Source organism: Gilliamella bombicola (assembly GCF_900094945.1).
Lineage (GTDB): Bacteria > Pseudomonadota > Gammaproteobacteria > Enterobacterales > Orbaceae > Gilliamella > Gilliamella bombicola.
This window is the reverse complement of record NZ_FMAQ01000014.1, coordinates 33994-51065: the sequence shown is the minus strand read 5'-3', so window position 1 is coordinate 51065 and position 17072 is coordinate 33994. Positions and strand designations below refer to the sequence as shown.

Sequence of the window (17072 nt, the reverse complement as noted above, 5' to 3'; positions counted from 1 at the left end):
GTAGCTGTCTAATGCTTCAGCTAATTCAACAATTTTGTCTTCCCATGCTGCTTCGCCTTCTAACGCTTTTAGCGCTGAACCACGAATAACTGGTGTATCATCACCTGGGAAATCATATTGAGATAGAAGTTCACGTACTTCCATTTCAACTAATTCTAATAACTCTTCGTCATCAACCATATCACATTTGTTTAAGAATACGATGATGTAAGGAACACCTACTTGACGACCTAAAAGGATGTGCTCACGAGTTTGTGGCATAGGACCATCTGTTGCTGCTACTACTAAGATAGCACCGTCCATTTGTGCCGCACCAGTGATCATGTTTTTAACATAGTCAGCATGGCCCGGGCAGTCTACGTGTGCGTAGTGACGAGTTGGTGTGTCATATTCAACGTGTGAAGTGTTGATGGTGATACCACGTGCTTTTTCTTCTGGTGCGTTATCGATTTGATCGAATGCGCGAGCTTGACCGCCGTATTTTTTAGCAAGTACAGAAGTAATTGCCGCAGTTAAAGTTGTTTTACCATGGTCAACGTGGCCGATTGTACCAACGTTAACGTGGGGTTTTGTACGTTCAAATTTTTCTTTAGACATTTATCGTCCCTCAATGTAATACAAATCGGTGGTGAGTCACCACATTAACCAAGTATCATATTCAATATCAACATAATACTAACTTAAAATTAGCTCTGAATAATAACAGATAAAGCTATCAAGTGACAAGCTTTAAAGCAGCCAAATTTGATATTTTTAGAAGTTTAGGAAATTAACAAGAATGGTGCTGATAGGCAGATTTGAACTGCCGACCTCACCCTTACCAAGGGTGCGCTCTACCAACTGAGCTATATCAGCAATTGGAGCGGGCAGCGGGAATCGAACCCGCATCATCAGCTTGGAAGGCTGAGGTAATAGCCATTATACGATGCCCGCATGTTCAAACTCGGCTACCTAAATGCTTCAATTAGCTATTGCTAATATTAGATGATGGTGGTGGGGGAAGGATTCGAACCTTCGAAGTGTGACACGGCAGATTTACAGTCTGCTCCCTTTGGCCGCTCGGGAACCCCACCCCGAATCTTTATAAACTGTTTACTTAGGAATATGGTGCCGGCTGCCGGAATCGAACTGGCGACCTACTGATTACAAGTCAGTTGCTCTACCTACTGAGCTAAGCCGGCCTAAGTGCTGCGCATTATGGACTAGAACATTTAACCTTGCAAGCAAAAAAAACAAATTTTATTTTGTTTGATTAAAAAAAAATCAAAAATATAAAAAAGACCTGAAATATGAGCTATTTCAGGCCTTTTTTTAATCAAAAAATTAATTTAGATTATTTCTTTTTAGAGACTTTTTTCTTAGGGGTCTCAGCACCTTTTGCTGCGGTATGTATAGCAACATCCTCATTAATGTCCCCTTTGTCCTGATATGCACGACCATAGTAGGTATCGAGCAGAATTTGTTTTAACTCTGCAATTAAAGGATAACGAGGATTTGCACCGGTACATTGGTCATCAAAAGCATCAACCGCTAATTGATCGACTTGAGCCAAGAAAGTTTTTTCATCCACACCAAATTCTTTGATAGAAAATGGAATATCAAGATCTTTTCTAAGTTGATCTAACCAACCAATTAATTTCTCGACTTTCTTTTCATCTTTATCAGTAGCTGCGGTTAAACCTAAATGATCAGCAACTTCTGCATAACGGGCAATTGCTTTAGGATAACCATATTGACTAAATGTGCCTTGCTTAGTCGGTTTGTCAGTTGCATTAAAACGCACAACATTACTAATTAACATCGCATTTGCCACACCATGTGGAATATGGAAAGCCGCACCAATTTTATGCGCCATTGAGTGACAAACACCAAGGAATGCCTGAGCAAAAGCAACACCAGCTAATGTCGCTGCACTATGCACTTTTTCTCGAGCGACAGGATTTTTAGCACCTTCCCTATAACTTGCAGGTAAATAAGTTTTAAGTATGCTTAAAGCTTGTAATGCTTGTCCATCAGAAAACTCACTAGCCATAACTGATACATAAGCCTCTAATGCATGCGTCACTGCGTCATAGCCGCCAGCAGCACAAAGTGAGCGAGGCATATTCATAACTAAATTAGCATCAACAATAGCCATGTGTGGAGTGATTGCATAATCTGCTAATGGGTATTTTTGACCCGTTGCATCATCAGTAACAACAGCAAATGGAGTCACTTCGGAACCAGTACCTGATGTAGTTGTTACACAAATTAATTTTGCTTTTTGACCCATATTTGGGAAGTGGCAAGCACGTTTACGAATATCCATAAAGCGCAATGCTAATTCTTCGAATTTAGTTTCAGGATGCTCATATAAAACCCACATGATTTTAGCCGCATCCATTGGTGAACCACCACCTAATGCAATGATAGTATCAGGTTGGAATGCTCGCATAGAATCCGTTCCTTTATGCACAACACTTAAAGTCGGATCTGCTTCTACATCAAAGAAGGTTTCACAAATAACGCCTTGCGCTTCCAATTGATCAGTAATTTGTTTTGAGTAACCATTATTAAATAAGAATTTATCTGTTACCAAAAATACACGTTTTGCGCCTTGCTCAATCACTTCACTTAAAGCTACAGGTAGTGAGCCACGTTTAAAATAGATAGAACTTGGTAGTTTATGCCATAACATATTTTCTGCTCTCTTAGCGATGGTTTTCTTATTAATTAAGTGCTTCGGTCCAACATTTTCAGATACCGAGTTACCACCCCAAGAGCCACATCCTAATGTTAAAGATGGAGCTAAATCAAAATTATACAAATCACCAATACCACCATGAGCTGCCGGTTGGTTAATTAAAATACGACAAGTTTTCATTTTACTACCAAAATAAGCAATCCGTTCACGGTTACTATCTTGATCAGTGTAAAGTACAGAAGTATGCCCCATACCGCCCATTTCAACTAATTTTTCTGCTTTATCAACCGCTTCAGAGAAATCTTTCGCTTTAAACATAGCTAGTGTTGGTGAAAGTTTTTCATGGGCAAATGGCTCAGACAAATCGACTTTACTCACTTCACCAACAAGTACTTTTGAACCAGCTGGCACTTTAAAGCCTGCCATTTCAGCAATGTTTGTTGCTGGCTGACCAACTATATTAGCATTTAATGCGCCTTTATCATTTAAAATAATACCTTGTACTGCTTTGGTTTCTTTAGCATTTAAGACATATGCACCATATTGGGTTAATAAACGACGCACTTCATCATACACAGAATCTACCACAACAATAGCTTGTTCTGAAGCACAAATCATACCATTATCAAAAGTTTTAGACATAAGTACAGAAGCCACAGCACGTTTTAAATCAGCTGTTTCATCAATAACAACAGGCGTATTACCGGCTCCAACACCTAATGCTGGTTTACCTGAACTATAAGCAGCTTTAACCATGCCCGGTCCACCAGTAGCTAAAATAGCTGCCACATTATCGTGATGCATTAATGCATTGGATAATTCGATAGATGGTTCATCAATCCAACCAATAATATCTTTTGGTGCACCTGCTTTTATTGCGGCATCTAACACAATTCGAGCAGCTTCAATCGTTGATTTTTTGGCTCTAGGATGTGGAGAGAAGACAATTGCATTACGTGTTTTTAGACTAATTAAGGATTTGAAAATTGCGGTAGAAGTTGGATTAGTGGTAGGAACAATTCCACAAATAATACCAAGTGGTTCTGCTATAGTAATAGTACCAAATGGTTCATTTTCAGCCACTACGCCACAAGTCTTATCGTGACGATATTTATTTAAAATATACTCTGCAGCAAAAAGGTTTTTTATGACTTTATCTTCAACAATTCCCATTCCTGACTCAGCAACAGCCTGCTGTGCAAGAGGGATACGTGCAGCAGCAGCGGCGGTTGCTGCTGCTACAAAGATTTTGTCAACTTGCTCTTGAGTATAAGTTGAATAAGTTTCTTGTGCTTTTTTGACTCGAGCCATTAACTCATTTAACTCATTCATATTAGTTACTGCCATAGATTTCTCCTTGAAATTAAAAAATAAATCGGGATCGTTTGGCGTCTTCCATGAAACTATTTAATGCTTAAGCATAATAACAAAACGAAATTGACGTTATCGTAAATCAGATTTTTACTTTATACAATAATATATTGAATAAAAAAAAGCATGTTAATAAAAGTAACTAATTTATTTATACTTTGAGCTACTGAAAAAGAAGAGAAGCTATTAAACAGTAAACGAAAGAGCAGCTACTTGTAATAAATAGTTATCTTTAATTCGATTTATGATGAAGAAAAAAGTGATTAGCTCTAAAAATTTATATGTTACACAATTTATTTAACACATAACTAACAGCCACAAAGCCAAAGGTAGCTGTAACTGTTGTAATAGCTCCAAACCCCGACTCACAGTCCATTTTTTTAGGTCCCTCTGCATCACTTTTTGTAAAGCATATTTGCCCATTTTTAGCTGGATACGTTAATTGTTCCGTCGAAAATACACAAGGAATGGCATATTTACCTTTACTATCTTTGTTCAATTTATAATGATGCTTTAGCCTCTCACGTAATTTGGCCGCTAATGGATCTTGAATGGTTTTTGCTAAATCAGCAATTTTAATTTGTGTTGGATCTTTTTGCCCACCAGCCCCGCCAATGGTAATTACTTTTAATTTTTGTCGCTTACAATATGCAAGTACTGCCGCTTTATCATGTACACTATCAATTGCATCGATAATATAGTTATACCGTGGTGATTGCTTTGTTCCTAAATATTCACTGACGTTATCAATATTAATGAAATCATCAATTTCATTCACTACACATTCAGGATTAATTTGTAAAATACGTTCTGCCATCACTGAGGTTTTAGCTTTACCTATATTAGATTTTAAAGCATGAATTTGACGATTAGTATTTGTCACGCACACATCATCCATATCAATTAAAGTAATTTGACCAATACCACTACGCGCCAGTGACTCTGCAACCCAAGAGCCGACACCCCCAACACCAATTACACAAATATGCGCTTGTGAAAAGCGTTGCAAAGCCGACTGACCATAAAGTCTTGCAATACCACTAAAACGTTGAAGATAAGATTCTGTATTCATCGATTATGATTGATGCTGCTTACAGCCAAACACCTACTCTCCTGAAAATTTTTACAAATTATAACTGCAATATTATTTTATAAACAAGTTATTAATAAGTATTAGTGTTACTATACCTTTTCAAGAATAAAACAATAAATTTCTAGCTCTCATAAAAATCAACTAAATCATCCCGATGATGCGCAATAAGTAGGATATTATTTGTCATTAATTGTATTCGTTTGAGTTATTAATTTTCCCTACAATAAAACGTTGTTAACTATAATTAAAGAGGAAATAAAGAATGCGCAAACCTAAAAAACTACTTAATGATCCCAATAATGTCAGACAAGAAGTCATGCAAGGGTTAATCTATGCCTATCAGGGGAGATTGACTGCAATTTCTGAACATTGTGCCGTTTATGGTAACCATATTGCCAGCGATCAAGTAGTTATTGTCTCAGGTGGTGGTAGTGGTCACGAACCAACCTTTGCAGGATTCATTGGTAAAGGCGGCATTGATGGCTGTGCAATTGGCGAAGTTTTCACATCGCCATCTCCAGATCAAATTATTGAAGTAACCAAAGCTATAGAAAAAGGAAAAGGCGTACTATTTTTGTTTGGCAACTATTCTGGTGACGGCATGAATTTTGATATTGCAGCAGAAATATTAGGGGAAGAAAACATTGTCATCAAAACGATTCGAGCAACTGACGATATTGCTTCGGCACCATTATCTAAGATTTCTGATCGCCGTGGCGTTGCTGGTATTATGTTTTTATACAAAATTGCGGGGGCTGCCGCACAATTTGAAAAATACAATCTTGAAAATCTCTACCAAGTAGTATCAAAAGCAAACAACAACATTCGTACCATCGGTGTCGCCCTAGATGGATGTGCATTACCTCAATCAAATCATTTCAATTTTGAATTAGATGATAACGAAATTGAAATTGGTATTGGTATTCATGGTGAAGCTGGGTTGCGTCGACAAGCTATAACATCATCTGATGAAGTTGTTAAAGAGATGGTAGACAGCCTGTGTGATGATTTACCGTTTAAAAAAGGCGACCGCGTGTGTGTATTAATTAATAATTTAGGCGCACTGAGTAACGCCGAACTGTTCATCGTAACACGTAAAGTCGGTATTGAACTGGATACACGCGGCATAATCAGCCACGATGTCGTTGTTGGCCATTTTTGTACCTCCCTTGAAATGTCTGGTTTTTCAATTAGCTTAATGAAATTAGATAAAGAATTACAACATCTTTATGATTTACCTTGCCAAACACTAGGATGGAGAAAATAGAATGAATTTATTACAAGTTCGTAAAATGATGTTATTTACCGCCCAAAAAATGATCGAAAGTGAACCAACATTAACCGCTTTAGATCAATTAGTGGGCGACGGTGATCATGGCATCGGTATGAAACGTGGATTTACAGCTATCATGGTGCTACTACAAGACGAAAAATTTCAACCAACTAATATAGGTGATTTTTTTACGCAAATTGGTACAAAATTAATGATAAGTATGGGCGGAGCTTCTGGCGCTATTTTTGGTACTTTATTTAGAGCGGGCGGAAAAAGTATTACAGGCGTAACAGAGTTTGATTCTGATGTATTATCAAAACTCCTTAACGAAGGTTGGCAGGCAGTCTATCAACGCGGAAAAGCCAAACCAGGGGATAAGACTATGGTTGATGCCTTAGCCGCTAGTGCAACAACCGCAAGTCAATTAACATCTTCGAAGTTAATCGATGCACTCCCTAAAATAGCACAATCTGCTATGGAAGGCGCAGAAAAAACGAAACAGATGATCGCTGTATTTGGACGAACTAAAAATTTAGGCGAACGCGCAATTGGTCACATGGATCCGGGAGCGGCTTCAATGGCGTATATCTTAAAATATATGAATGAATATATCCAAACCCAATAAAACAATAAATCCGCCGATATCATCGGCGGACATCCTCATCGCAATATCGATAAAAGAATATTCTAAGTATTATTGATAAAATGTCTAAATATTCAAATAACATCTAATTTTTAAAATAGAATTTTTACTGATTCACTATTTTTCTATCAGTTGACTAAAATAAATAAACTAAAAATTATTTTTTAAATTTAATTTGTGAAGGATAGGCCCAACGCTGTAACTCCTCTGGCGGAAATCCACCTGGATCTTTACCGCCATTAATCAGTAAAGCGTGATAGTATATTTCAGCCATTTCTTCAATATATGCAGCTTTTAATACAGCTTCATAAGGATCTTTGTCTACGGCAATAGCACCATGCTTTTCCATTAAAATGGCATCAGCTCGTTTTATGGGTTCTATAACGCTATTTGAAAGGTCTGGTGTACCCGGTCGCCCATAGGGTGCAACAGGGATCACACCATCTTTTAAATTAAGAATTGCACACTCATAAACAACGGCTGGAATAGGTTTTGCTAATACAGCAAATGATGTTGCAAAAATAGAATGCGTGTGTGAAATAGCAAAAACATCTGGACGAGCTTTATAAATCTCAAGATGCATTAAACACTCACTGGTTGGTCTCAATCCTGAATCGGCTTCAATAACGTTAGCATCAAGATCCATCACAACAATATCCCGAATTGTTAACAACTTTTTATCAATTGTTGTTGGCGTGACAAGAACATATCCTGACTCTTTATCACGAACGCTAGAATTACCTGCTTTATGTTTACAAAGCCCCCACTCACTCGATTTTTTAGCCATATCGACCACATATTGTTTTTGTATCTCTAGCATTTTATAGCTCCTATTTTGATAAGATATTCATTGATAATTGGCAAACAATTCCCAAATTTCATTGCTATTTTTGGCATTTCGTATGCGAGTTGCGCCTTCGTGAAATTCTAGTAATTCATTTAATTGGGCAAGTGCTTTAAGGTGTTTTTGTGGATTATTTGTTGCTAAAACAACAATTAAATCAGCTTGCATATAACCACAAATAGTGATTCTTTCAGATAGTTTAAGTAAAGACATAGCGACTTTATTTACACCGTCATCAATACCAGCATGGGCAATAATTAACCCATCGACCAGCATAATATAAGGTTGTTCAAGTTGGATTTTGTTAACCATTCTTTCAAGATAACAACTTTCTATGGATTGGTTGTTTAACAGTGGTTGTGCGGCTAATGCCAGTGCATCTTGCCATGTTATTTCAACCTGTTCGATAATATGAATATGTTCTTTTTGCATTAAATCGGCTAATGAAGGAATTTCCTGTTGTGTTATTAGTATGGGGTTATCATTCATTTCATCATTATAAAGGTATGCAGTTAACTCCCTTTGGAGTGCTTTTGGATCTTTGATATTGCTATATTTTTCAATAATTACCATAAGCTCATCAACTTGAATAATACTAGGATCAATACCTTGTAAAGTGCCAATCACTTGATTACGAAAAGCATTTTTATGAAAATTATTCAGTGAAGGATTAACAATAAATAACAACTTATCGGTAGATAAATGTGAGGTAGAAAAAACAATATCGTAATAATGATGATATTTTTCAAACTCACGTTTAGACATGGCATCAGAAAAATGTAATTCTGGAAGCAATACTTGTAAAGTCAGGTAAAGATAAGTTGAGACAGTTGCACTATTTTCACAAACAAAAATAGCGATCTTCTTTGTTTTAATTCGATTAATCAGACCTTCTCGAGTTAACCAACCGCCCAATAGTACAGTAATAAAAGCAACTTCTTCATCTGGCATATTACAATGCAATATTTTTTCAAAAGGAGAAATCGCTTTTCGTACCATTTCATGTAAATGACCAAATTCTTGCAATACAATGTCATATACACTGTTGATATTAGAAATATGATATCGAATACGATAATAAGCAGGTTTCCAATGCTGATAAATACGTTCAATTAGTTCACTCTTATCTTTAAATGTGATGCAACTAATCTGTTCAAAATTAGCAATAACCTCAACGACGCTTTCTAATAGCGCCGCATCTAAATGAAAATATTTATCTGATAGAGTTTGTATATTAGAGCTTTGTACTAATACCATTAAAAAGATTTGCTCATTAAAATCAGTGATACCAAATCTTTCAATGAGCTTTTTCAATAATTGAAAATCACGACTATTTGCAGCTTCAGTATAATTCTCTGGCAAAAACTCAATTTTTTTATCGGTTTCTATGCGCTGTAACATAAAACAAATAAAGTAAGTCAGCTCTTGCAACTGCTCATCAGTAAAAACAATTTTTAATTTTTTTTCTATTTCACAAAAAACCTGCCCTACTTGTTCTAAACGCCCTTGGGTTATAATTTCATTTTCTCTAAAAACCTTATCAGCTATTGGCATACTAATAATTCGACGAATTAATTTTAACAACAAATAACGTTTGTCGATTTCCTCACCGATAATACGATAACCATTTTCACGGTCATAGTTTATTTGTAAATGATATTGAACAATCATTGCTTGTACTTTTTTGATATCATTGATAACGGTGTTTTGACTGACGGTAAGGGACGAAGAAAGATGTATTAACGACACCTTTTCTGTTCTAATTAATAGAAAAAAGAGTAGCAAATGAACTCGTTCATCTTCAGAATAGATATAACGTCCAATAGCAAGCGATACCGGCTCATCTCTAAATGTTTCGATCACTAATTTGGGAACACTAAACTTACCAGTTTTAAATCGTTTAATTAATTCAAGATTAGATGATTCAAGAAAGTCATTAATTTTCTTAATGGTATAACTAAGCTGTTTACGGGTTAACCCAAATTCAGATTGAAGCTCTACACCACTCATATTTGGATTATGAATTAATGCTTTTAAAACAGCATGAATCCGCTTATCGACAACCATATAATAATTACCTTATTGTTCGTTGTCTGATGGTAAATAACATTACCACCAGATTTACTGCAAAATATGCTCAACGAATACTTTAGATCTCATTTATTCATTATTTTTTTCTGCTATATCCTGCATAGCCTCTTTACGCAGTTCACGGGCATAAAAGAAATATCCCACACACCAATAAATAGTAAAAAACAATGGAACAAAATATCCTTGCAAACATTGCCAAATAAATGAAAATGCATAAGTAAAAATAGGAGCATCGATAGAACTATTTGAAATTAACTGATTAGCTGGAATATCAATAGCTTTAGTTGTTAATCCTAAATCGGTAATAATCGGTGCAAATTGAGTTCCAACAAATAAAAAGAATGGCACTCCAATAATGGCTAAAATGACCATTCTTAATGTGTTTCCTTTAGTTAAAATATATGCAGGAACAATAAGTGCCAGATTGATGATGCCAGCAAAAGGGAGAAGTTTGTTGCCAGGTAAAATAACAGCCCAAATTAAGGTAAAAGGAATAGCAACAATTACTGTAAACCAAATCTCACTTGAACCACCCATAAATGGCCAGTCCAAACCCACAAATAATTTACGCCCAGCAAATCGTTTATTCATATAATCACTAATTGCTTCAGAAATTGGCGATAATGCCTGCATAAATAACTTAGAGATCATTGGGAATAACATAAGCGCAGTAGCGGCTTGCACACCTAGCATTAAGATAGCGGCAACATCATAACCAGCAATAATCCCGAAAATTACACCTAATAAGAAACCAATCACATGATTTTCAGCAAATATACCAATTTTGGAACGTAATGTTGCTGCGTCCATTGGTTTATTTAAAATAGGTATTTTGCGAAGAAGAAGATCAAAAGGATAATAAATCGCACTGAAAAATAACATTCTATGAGTACATGTTACGCCCGGAATACCCGTTAGTTTTTCAATTCGATGTTGATTAATATCTCCGGAATTAAGCTCTAATATGATCTGCAAAGTAGCAATAATAAAGGCCAAGACCAAAGCTACAACAGCACCTAAAATTGGGGTAGCGACGGCAACAACAATAAATGCTGTAAAAATTTTCCCCCACACATTCCATAAATCTGCGTTAAAGGTATCAGTCTTTTTTAATACCAACATTAAAATATTGACACCCACTTGCAAAGGAAACATAAGAAAAGCATATGGCCAAGCCCAAGATACGTTTGCCATAGTAGTCCAACCGCCATCAATAATACTCAACTCAATCCCTGTTCGTTCCATCATAGTTTGCGCAGCTGAACCAATGGCACCAACCATAAAGCCAATCAACATGCTCATACCAACAAATGCAACACCTAGCGTAATGGCGGCCGAAGCACCATCTTTAAATTTCATGCGTACAATTAAACCCGCAATTAGCATAATGAATGGTACAAAAACTGGCGCACCTAAATTCAAAATATAATTTATAATTGTTCCTAGAAAGTCCATATTTGTACTCCTATTTACAGGCATCAATAATTTTTTGTAGCTCCGCTTCCATATTCATCCCTGTTAAAAATGCAATACCATTGATGACAGGAATAGGGTACTGTTTTTCAATTTTAGTTATCGCTATATAAGCAGCACTATTTTTAATGTGGGTATCGACAGATTTAAGATCAACAACTTCTACTTTTATCTCATCAAGATTCCGTTCTTTTAATAAACGAGTAACCTTGCTGGCGACCGTTTGTGATGTAGCCACTCCGCTGCCACATGCAACAATAACTTTTTTCATAATTCCTCCTATAAATTGATATTGGATGTCAATAGTGTAAAAATCTCATGTTCGTTTTTTGCGTGATATAGCGCTCCTAAAAAATGCGAATTCACAAAGCAAGACATCAATTTTTGCAATAAATCAATATGCCCATCCTTTTGGTTAAACCCTAACAAAAAAACAAAGTTAGCCTTTAATACATTGTCATTATTCGCCATTTCACACCATGGAATGGTTCCTTTGGCTCGAGTAAAAAAGATAAATGGTCTAATAACATGTTCTACATCAGTATGCGGCATCGCAACCACAAAAGGCTCCGTTGGTAACGCGGTAGGAAATGAAGACTCTCTTTGTTTAATTGCATCTAAAAAGGAATGATTCACATAACCACCACTTTTTAAAATAGGAAAAGTAAAATCGAAAAATTGATTTGTATTTTGAAAGTCTTTATCTAAAAGAATCAAATCCTCAAAAAACATTTGGTCATTAGATTCATTTCCCATTTCATCCTCCATCATGATGTGATCAGCAAACTTCTAGAAATATTGTTAATTTGCTATTGCTAGAATTAAATCAACACTAATTTGATAGCATCAATTGTAGGAAATTAAGGTAAAAGAGACGAATGGATTTGATACCAAATAATATCCATGATATTGCTCATCGTAGGGATAACTATGTTGTAAAAATAAGATCAATTTACCGAGCAGGATTTAAAAATGTGTTATTCTGAAAATAATAAATGAGCTGATGTTCTGATATTCCGCCTGCTTTAGTGCAGACGGAATAAGGAAATAACGAGATCATTAAAAATTGATACATTAATTTTTAAATGAATGAATTGGAGCAGGAATTCGCCCCCCACGATTGATGAAATCACATGAACCAAATTTGCTTACCGGCATAACTGGTGCATGACCTAATAAGCCACCAAATTCAATATTATCGCCGACGTTTAAACCCACCGCAGGAATAATTCTTACCGCTGTTGTTTTATGGTTAATCACCCCTATTGCAGCCTCATCAGCAATAATTGCTGAAATAGTTTCAGCTGGCGTATCACCAGGAATTGCAATCATATCAAGTCCAACTGAACACACACAAGTCATCGCTTCAAGTTTTTCAAGATTTAGTGCACCGTTATTGACAGCATCAATCATCCCAGCATCTTCAGAAACAGGGATAAATGCTCCGCTTAAACCACCGACATGACCACACGCCATTACGCCACCTTTTTTAACAGCATCGTTAAGCATAGCCAGTGCCGCTGTTGTACCATGTGTGCCAACTGCTTCTAACCCCATTTCTTCTAAAATATGGGCAACCGAGTCGCCAATGGCTGGCGTTGGCGCTAACGATAAATCGACAATTCCAAATTTAACACCTAAACGTTCAGAAGCCTCTTTACCAACCAGTTGTCCCATTCGTGTAATTTTAAATGCGGTTTTTTTGATGGTTTCAGCAACAATATCAAAAGGTTCACCTTTAACTTTTTCCAACGCTCGCTTAACTACACCGGGACCACTAACACCCACATTTATAACACAATCAGCTTCCCCTACACCATGAAAGGCACCGGCCATAAATGGGTTATCTTCAACTGCATTGGCAAACACAACTAACTTAGCGCATGCCATACTGCTATTATCTGCAGTTAATTTCGCCGCTTCCTTGATAATATGCCCCATTTGCTTTACGGCATCCATGTTGATCCCTGTTTGGGTTGAACCAACATTAACTGATGAACAAACTCGTTCGGTTTGTGCTAGTGCTTGAGGAATAGATTTAATTAAAATTTCATCGCCTTTATGATAGCCTTTTTGCACCAGTGCCGAAAAGCCACCAATAAAGTTAACACCTACCGCTTTGGCTGCCTCATCCAGTGTTTTGGCAAACGCGATATAATCTTTATCATCGCTTGCACCAGCAATCAAGGACATTGGTGTGACAGAAATACGTTTATTAATAATTGGAATACCAAATTCTGAGGTAATCTCATCGCCAACTTTGACCAAGTTTTTAGCTAATCGTGTAATTTTTTCATAAATTTTTTGCCGTGCTTTTTCACCATTACTATCTATACAATCAAGAAGAGAAATACCCATGGTTATTGTGCGGATATCAAGCTTTTCTTCCTCAATCATTTTAATGGTTTCGAGGATCTGTTTTGTTTCCATTAGAACTATCCTTTTAAATAAACAACGAATTAATATTACAAACGATGCATAGCATCAAAAATTTCTTCACGTTGTAAGTTGACCTTGACCTTAAGCTTATCGCCTGTTTGGATAAGAGTTGTTTTTACCTCATCAAATGACACTTTAATTTTAGATAAATCAAGTAGCATAATCATCGTAAAATATTCATCCATAATGGTTTGGCTGACATCTAAAATATTAATATCTAATTCATACAATTTTTGACTAATACCAGCGATAATTCCCGTTTGATCTTTACCGATGACTGTTAAAATAGTTTTCATAACACTCTCCGCACAAATTTTAGACAGTTAAATAGTATTTATTGAGCTAACTATAATAGCATCTTCAAAAATTATCGAAATAGGAGTAGATTGTTTTTTATTAAAGCAAAAAATTATCAAAATAAATAGAAAGGGCGATATTATGGTGAATTTCCAAAAATCCAATAAATTGGAACATGTTTGTTATGACATTCGTGGACCAATTCTTGAACATGCAAAGCGACTCGAAGAAGAAGGTCAAACTATTCTTAAACTCAATATTGGAAATCCCGCTCCTTTCGGTTTTGCTGCTCCTGACGAATTATTAGTTGATGTAATTAGAAATTTATCTTCCTCACAGGGTTATTGTGACTCCAAAGGTCTTTATTCTGCTCGAAAAGCAATCATGCAACATTATCAAGCCCGGGGAATTACTAGTTTAGATGTTGAAGATATTTACATTGGCAACGGTGTATCAGAACTAATAGTGCAATCTATGCAAGCATTACTTAATAGTGGTGATGAAATACTCGTTCCTATGCCTGATTATCCATTATGGACGGCAGCAGTTAGCTTGTCTGGCGGTAATGCTGTGCACTATCTTTGCGATGAAGAAGCAAACTGGTCACCAGATTTGGAAGATATTAAACAAAAAATCACTCCAAAAACGAAAGGAATAGTGATTATTAATCCCAATAACCCAACTGGCGCTGTTTATAGTAAAGATGTGTTACTTGAAATCGCGGAAATTGCTAGGCAACATAATTTGATTATTTTTGCTGACGAAATTTACGATAAGATTTTATATGATGATGCAGAGCATTATTCTATCGCCGCATTAGCACCTGATTTATTTGTTATTACCATGAGTGGTCTATCAAAAACTTATCGAGTTGCAGGATTCAGACAAGGCTGGATGGCACTTTGTGGTCCTAAACAACACGTAAAAGGTTACATTGAAGGCTTAAATATGTTGGCTTCAATGCGTTTATGTGCCAATGTGCCATTACAACATGCAATTCAAGGTGCGTTAGGTGGTTACCAAAGTATCAACGAATTTATTGTGCCGGGAGGACGACTATACGATCAGTGTATGTTGGCCTGGAGACTACTTAATGACATACCCGGCGTTTCATGCACAAAACCACAAGGTGCTTTGTATCTATTTCCAAAATTAGATCAGAAAAAGTTTAATATCCATAACGATCAAAAATTAGTATTGGATTTTTTATTGCAAGAAAAAGTGCTACTTGTACAAGGGACTGGATTTAACTGGCATAAACCCGATCATGTTAGAATTGTTGCATTACCTCATTCCGGTGAACTTGAAGATGCTATTGGGCGATTTGCTAAATTCTTATCTTCTTATAAACAATAAATCGATAATTCATTTATTCCCAGTTTTTACTGGGGATAAATTTAATAGTTCAATCAAGATATCTATAAAATGACATCAGTGCCTTCAAATAATTTTTCAATTTTTTAGTACTTGAATGTAATGCTAGTAAAAGATCTTTTTCAACTCTTTCTATCTGTTCTTGTAGTTTGGTAACATCAATCAAAATAGCCATATTACCTTTAACTATTTCATCATGAAGACAAGCAACCTCACAATAAAACGTTGAGTTGTTAGCGTTGTTGACGAACACTTCACTTCATATTATCCCAAACAAATGTATAAAATTTAAAGGCTAACTGCGTGCCCCAAAATAGCAATATTATCAGTTAATTCAAATTGCAAAGATTTCTGAAAGTAGGAGTTTTTTTATAACTTCTCATGTTTTCGAATTGTACAGCTTGTTTATAACCTTGATTTGCTGCTAAGCAGCCCCCCCCCACAACTGTTGCGTTCAAAATAAAAAGTTGACTAATCCAAAAAAACGGCTTTTTTATTTCATCAATTTTATCTATCTTAGAGTTTGACATTATTTTATCAGATTGCATTTTCTTTACTCCCCGATCCAACAATTGATAAATAGCAAAAAAAAGCGCCATGAATGGCGCTTTAGACTAAGAATAATTTTTATTTTTTTAGTTCAGCTAGTTTTTTACGAATGTTTTTAGCGCGATCTGATGAAGATGGATGACTACTTAAAATTGAAGCATCACCGCCACCTAATTTATCAAATGCTGTTGCAAGACCTGCTGGATTAATTTTTTTCTTAACTAAGTAATCGAAAGAGTAATTATCTGCATCTTGTTCTTGTTTTTGTGAAAACTGAGAATTAATCACAGCTGATGCTAAAGCACCTAATTTAGATTTAGATAATGAAGCTACTGCTGCATTACCTGATGCTGCCGCAGCATCACGTGCGATTTCAGTTGCATAAGCAACTTGCATTGCTTTTTTACTATGACCTAAAGCAACATGGCCTAATTCGTGACCTAAAACACCTTCAATTTCATTATCAGTCATCATGTCCATTAAACCACTATAGACACGAACGCAACCATTAGCCATTGCCCAAGCATTAACATCTTTTGTAATATATACTTTATAGTTAATTGGTGTTCCATCTAAGTTATTACCAAGCGCTTTAGCAATTTTATTTAATCGTTTAGCATAAGCACTTTTTGCTGGAGCAATTTTTGATTGTGCATCCATTTCAGCACATGATTTTTGGCTTAATGCTTTCACATCATTATCACTTAGAGTTGCCGCTTTCAAACCTTTCATGCCAAGACTCGTTAAATCATCTACCCCCATATTTTTACAACCAACGAGTGACATCGCAGCGACTAAAGGCAATGCAACCAACAATGTTTTTTGATGTTTTTTCATATTATTTTCCTTATATTAATATAAATTTTAATGTCTAAATTTTGTTAGACAATCGAAATTTTAACGTAACCATCATAATAATCAATAAATAATTACTTGATTAGA

Annotated in this window: 15 protein-coding genes and 4 tRNA genes; 3 read left to right on the top strand and 16 right to left on the bottom strand. The window is 35.9% G+C overall.

Going from position 1 to position 17072, the window contains the following annotated elements; translation table 11 throughout:
* The 7 genes from GA0061081_RS09630 to tcdA form a co-directional block, all read right to left on the bottom strand.
* Positions 1–597: GTP-binding protein (locus GA0061081_RS09630; protein ID WP_141683367.1), on the bottom strand; the 597-nt coding region annotated here is incomplete at its 3' end.
* A gap of 182 nt (positions 598–779) precedes the next feature.
* A tRNA-Thr gene (locus GA0061081_RS09625) sits at positions 780–855 on the bottom strand.
* A gap of 3 nt (positions 856–858) precedes the next feature.
* Positions 859–933 (bottom strand) — tRNA-Gly (locus GA0061081_RS09620).
* A 55-nt stretch (positions 934–988) separates the two neighbouring features.
* Positions 989–1073: transfer RNA gene (locus GA0061081_RS09615), tRNA-Tyr, on the bottom strand.
* Between the two features lie 32 nt (positions 1074–1105).
* A tRNA-Thr gene (locus tag GA0061081_RS09610) sits at positions 1106–1181 on the bottom strand.
* A gap of 152 nt (positions 1182–1333) precedes the next feature.
* On the bottom strand, positions 1334–4030 hold the full coding sequence (adhE, locus tag GA0061081_RS09605) for a bifunctional acetaldehyde-CoA/alcohol dehydrogenase (protein ID WP_091350409.1): 2697 nt from the start codon (positions 4028–4030) through the stop codon (positions 1334–1336).
* 301 nt (positions 4031–4331) lie between these two features.
* A complete protein-coding gene (gene tcdA, locus GA0061081_RS09600) occupies positions 4332–5126 on the bottom strand; it encodes a tRNA cyclic N6-threonylcarbamoyladenosine(37) synthase TcdA (RefSeq protein WP_091350407.1) in 795 nt (264 codons plus the stop codon).
* Between the two features lie 283 nt (positions 5127–5409).
* Here tcdA and GA0061081_RS09595 point away from each other — a divergent pair, with 283 nt between their 5' ends.
* Together GA0061081_RS09595 and dhaL are read left to right on the top strand one after the other, a co-directional pair.
* A complete protein-coding gene (locus GA0061081_RS09595; RefSeq protein ID WP_091350404.1) occupies positions 5410–6414 on the top strand; it encodes a dihydroxyacetone kinase subunit DhaK in 1005 nt (334 codons plus the stop codon).
* Position 6415: 1 nt separating this feature from the next.
* Entirely contained in the window at positions 6416–7045 is a 630-nt protein-coding gene (dhaL, locus tag GA0061081_RS09590; RefSeq protein ID WP_091350402.1) for a dihydroxyacetone kinase subunit DhaL, read from the top strand.
* Positions 7046–7220: 175 nt separating this feature from the next.
* Here dhaL and GA0061081_RS09585 read toward each other — a convergent pair whose 3' ends face one another.
* The 7 genes from GA0061081_RS09585 to GA0061081_RS09555 all read right to left on the bottom strand — a co-directional run bounded on the left by GA0061081_RS09585 (position 7221) and on the right by GA0061081_RS09555 (position 14206).
* Entirely contained in the window at positions 7221–7883 is a 663-nt protein-coding gene (locus tag GA0061081_RS09585; protein WP_091350399.1) for a class II aldolase/adducin family protein, read from the bottom strand.
* 27 nt (positions 7884–7910) lie between these two features.
* A complete protein-coding gene (locus GA0061081_RS09580; protein ID WP_091350396.1) occupies positions 7911–9974 on the bottom strand; it encodes a BglG family transcription antiterminator in 2064 nt (687 codons plus the stop codon).
* Between the two features lie 93 nt (positions 9975–10067).
* Positions 10068–11453 carry a PTS galactitol transporter subunit IIC gene (locus tag GA0061081_RS09575; protein WP_091350393.1) on the bottom strand — a complete coding sequence of 462 codons (1386 nt, stop codon included), beginning with the start codon at positions 11451–11453 and terminating at the stop codon, positions 10068–10070.
* Between the two features lie 10 nt (positions 11454–11463).
* Positions 11464–11742, bottom strand: a complete 279-nt coding sequence (locus GA0061081_RS09570; RefSeq protein WP_091350389.1) for a PTS sugar transporter subunit IIB — start codon at positions 11740–11742, stop codon at positions 11464–11466.
* Positions 11743–11750: 8 nt separating this feature from the next.
* The gene (locus GA0061081_RS09565) at positions 11751–12227 is read right to left on the bottom strand and encodes a PTS sugar transporter subunit IIA (RefSeq protein WP_167349346.1); all 477 of its coding nucleotides are present in this window, start codon (positions 12225–12227) and stop codon (positions 11751–11753) included.
* 318 nt (positions 12228–12545) lie between these two features.
* Positions 12546–13901 carry a PFL family protein gene (locus tag GA0061081_RS09560; RefSeq protein WP_091350383.1) on the bottom strand — a complete coding sequence of 452 codons (1356 nt, stop codon included), beginning with the start codon at positions 13899–13901 and terminating at the stop codon, positions 12546–12548.
* A gap of 35 nt (positions 13902–13936) precedes the next feature.
* A complete protein-coding gene (locus GA0061081_RS09555; protein ID WP_091350381.1) occupies positions 13937–14206 on the bottom strand; it encodes an ACT domain-containing protein in 270 nt (89 codons plus the stop codon).
* Positions 14207–14348: 142 nt separating this feature from the next.
* Here GA0061081_RS09555 and GA0061081_RS09550 point away from each other — a divergent pair, with 142 nt between their 5' ends.
* Positions 14349–15563, top strand: a complete 1215-nt coding sequence (locus GA0061081_RS09550; RefSeq protein WP_091350378.1) for a pyridoxal phosphate-dependent aminotransferase — start codon at positions 14349–14351, stop codon at positions 15561–15563.
* Between the two features lie 347 nt (positions 15564–15910).
* Here the strand turns inward: GA0061081_RS09550 and GA0061081_RS09540 are convergent, their stop codons facing one another.
* Positions 15911–16129: a hypothetical protein gene (locus GA0061081_RS09540; protein WP_141683366.1), complete on the bottom strand. Its 219-nt coding sequence runs from the start codon at positions 16127–16129 to the stop codon at positions 15911–15913.
* 79 nt (positions 16130–16208) lie between these two features.
* Complete coding sequence (loiP, locus tag GA0061081_RS09535) at positions 16209–16967, bottom strand: metalloprotease LoiP (RefSeq protein WP_091350371.1); 759 nt, start codon at positions 16965–16967, stop codon at positions 16209–16211.
* Between the last annotated feature and the right edge of the window lie 105 nt (positions 16968–17072).

Excerpts from the sequence above, each read along its gene's own strand:
- adhE (WP_091350409.1), bottom strand. The coding sequence starts at position 4,030 with ATGGCAGTAACTAATATGAATGAGTTAAATGAGTTAATGGCTCGAGTC.
- tcdA (WP_091350407.1), bottom strand. The coding sequence starts at position 5,126 with ATGAATACAGAATCTTATCTTCAACGTTTTAGTGGTATTGCAAGACTT.
- GA0061081_RS09595 (WP_091350404.1), top strand. The coding sequence starts at position 5,410 with ATGCGCAAACCTAAAAAACTACTTAATGATCCCAATAATGTCAGACAA.
- dhaL (WP_091350402.1), top strand. The coding sequence starts at position 6,416 with ATGAATTTATTACAAGTTCGTAAAATGATGTTATTTACCGCCCAAAAA.
- GA0061081_RS09585 (WP_091350399.1), bottom strand. The coding sequence starts at position 7,883 with ATGCTAGAGATACAAAAACAATATGTGGTCGATATGGCTAAAAAATCG.
- GA0061081_RS09580 (WP_091350396.1), bottom strand. The coding sequence starts at position 9,974 with ATGGTTGTCGATAAGCGGATTCATGCTGTTTTAAAAGCATTAATTCAT.
- GA0061081_RS09575 (WP_091350393.1), bottom strand. The coding sequence starts at position 11,453 with ATGGACTTTCTAGGAACAATTATAAATTATATTTTGAATTTAGGTGCG.
- GA0061081_RS09570 (WP_091350389.1), bottom strand. The coding sequence starts at position 11,742 with ATGAAAAAAGTTATTGTTGCATGTGGCAGCGGAGTGGCTACATCACAA.
- GA0061081_RS09565 (WP_167349346.1), bottom strand. The coding sequence starts at position 12,227 with ATGGGAAATGAATCTAATGACCAAATGTTTTTTGAGGATTTGATTCTT.
- GA0061081_RS09560 (WP_091350383.1), bottom strand. The coding sequence starts at position 13,901 with ATGGAAACAAAACAGATCCTCGAAACCATTAAAATGATTGAGGAAGAA.
- GA0061081_RS09555 (WP_091350381.1), bottom strand. The coding sequence starts at position 14,206 with ATGAAAACTATTTTAACAGTCATCGGTAAAGATCAAACGGGAATTATC.
- GA0061081_RS09550 (WP_091350378.1), top strand. The coding sequence starts at position 14,349 with ATGGTGAATTTCCAAAAATCCAATAAATTGGAACATGTTTGTTATGAC.
- GA0061081_RS09540 (WP_141683366.1), bottom strand. The coding sequence starts at position 16,129 with ATGCAATCTGATAAAATAATGTCAAACTCTAAGATAGATAAAATTGAT.
- loiP (WP_091350371.1), bottom strand. The coding sequence starts at position 16,967 with ATGAAAAAACATCAAAAAACATTGTTGGTTGCATTGCCTTTAGTCGCT.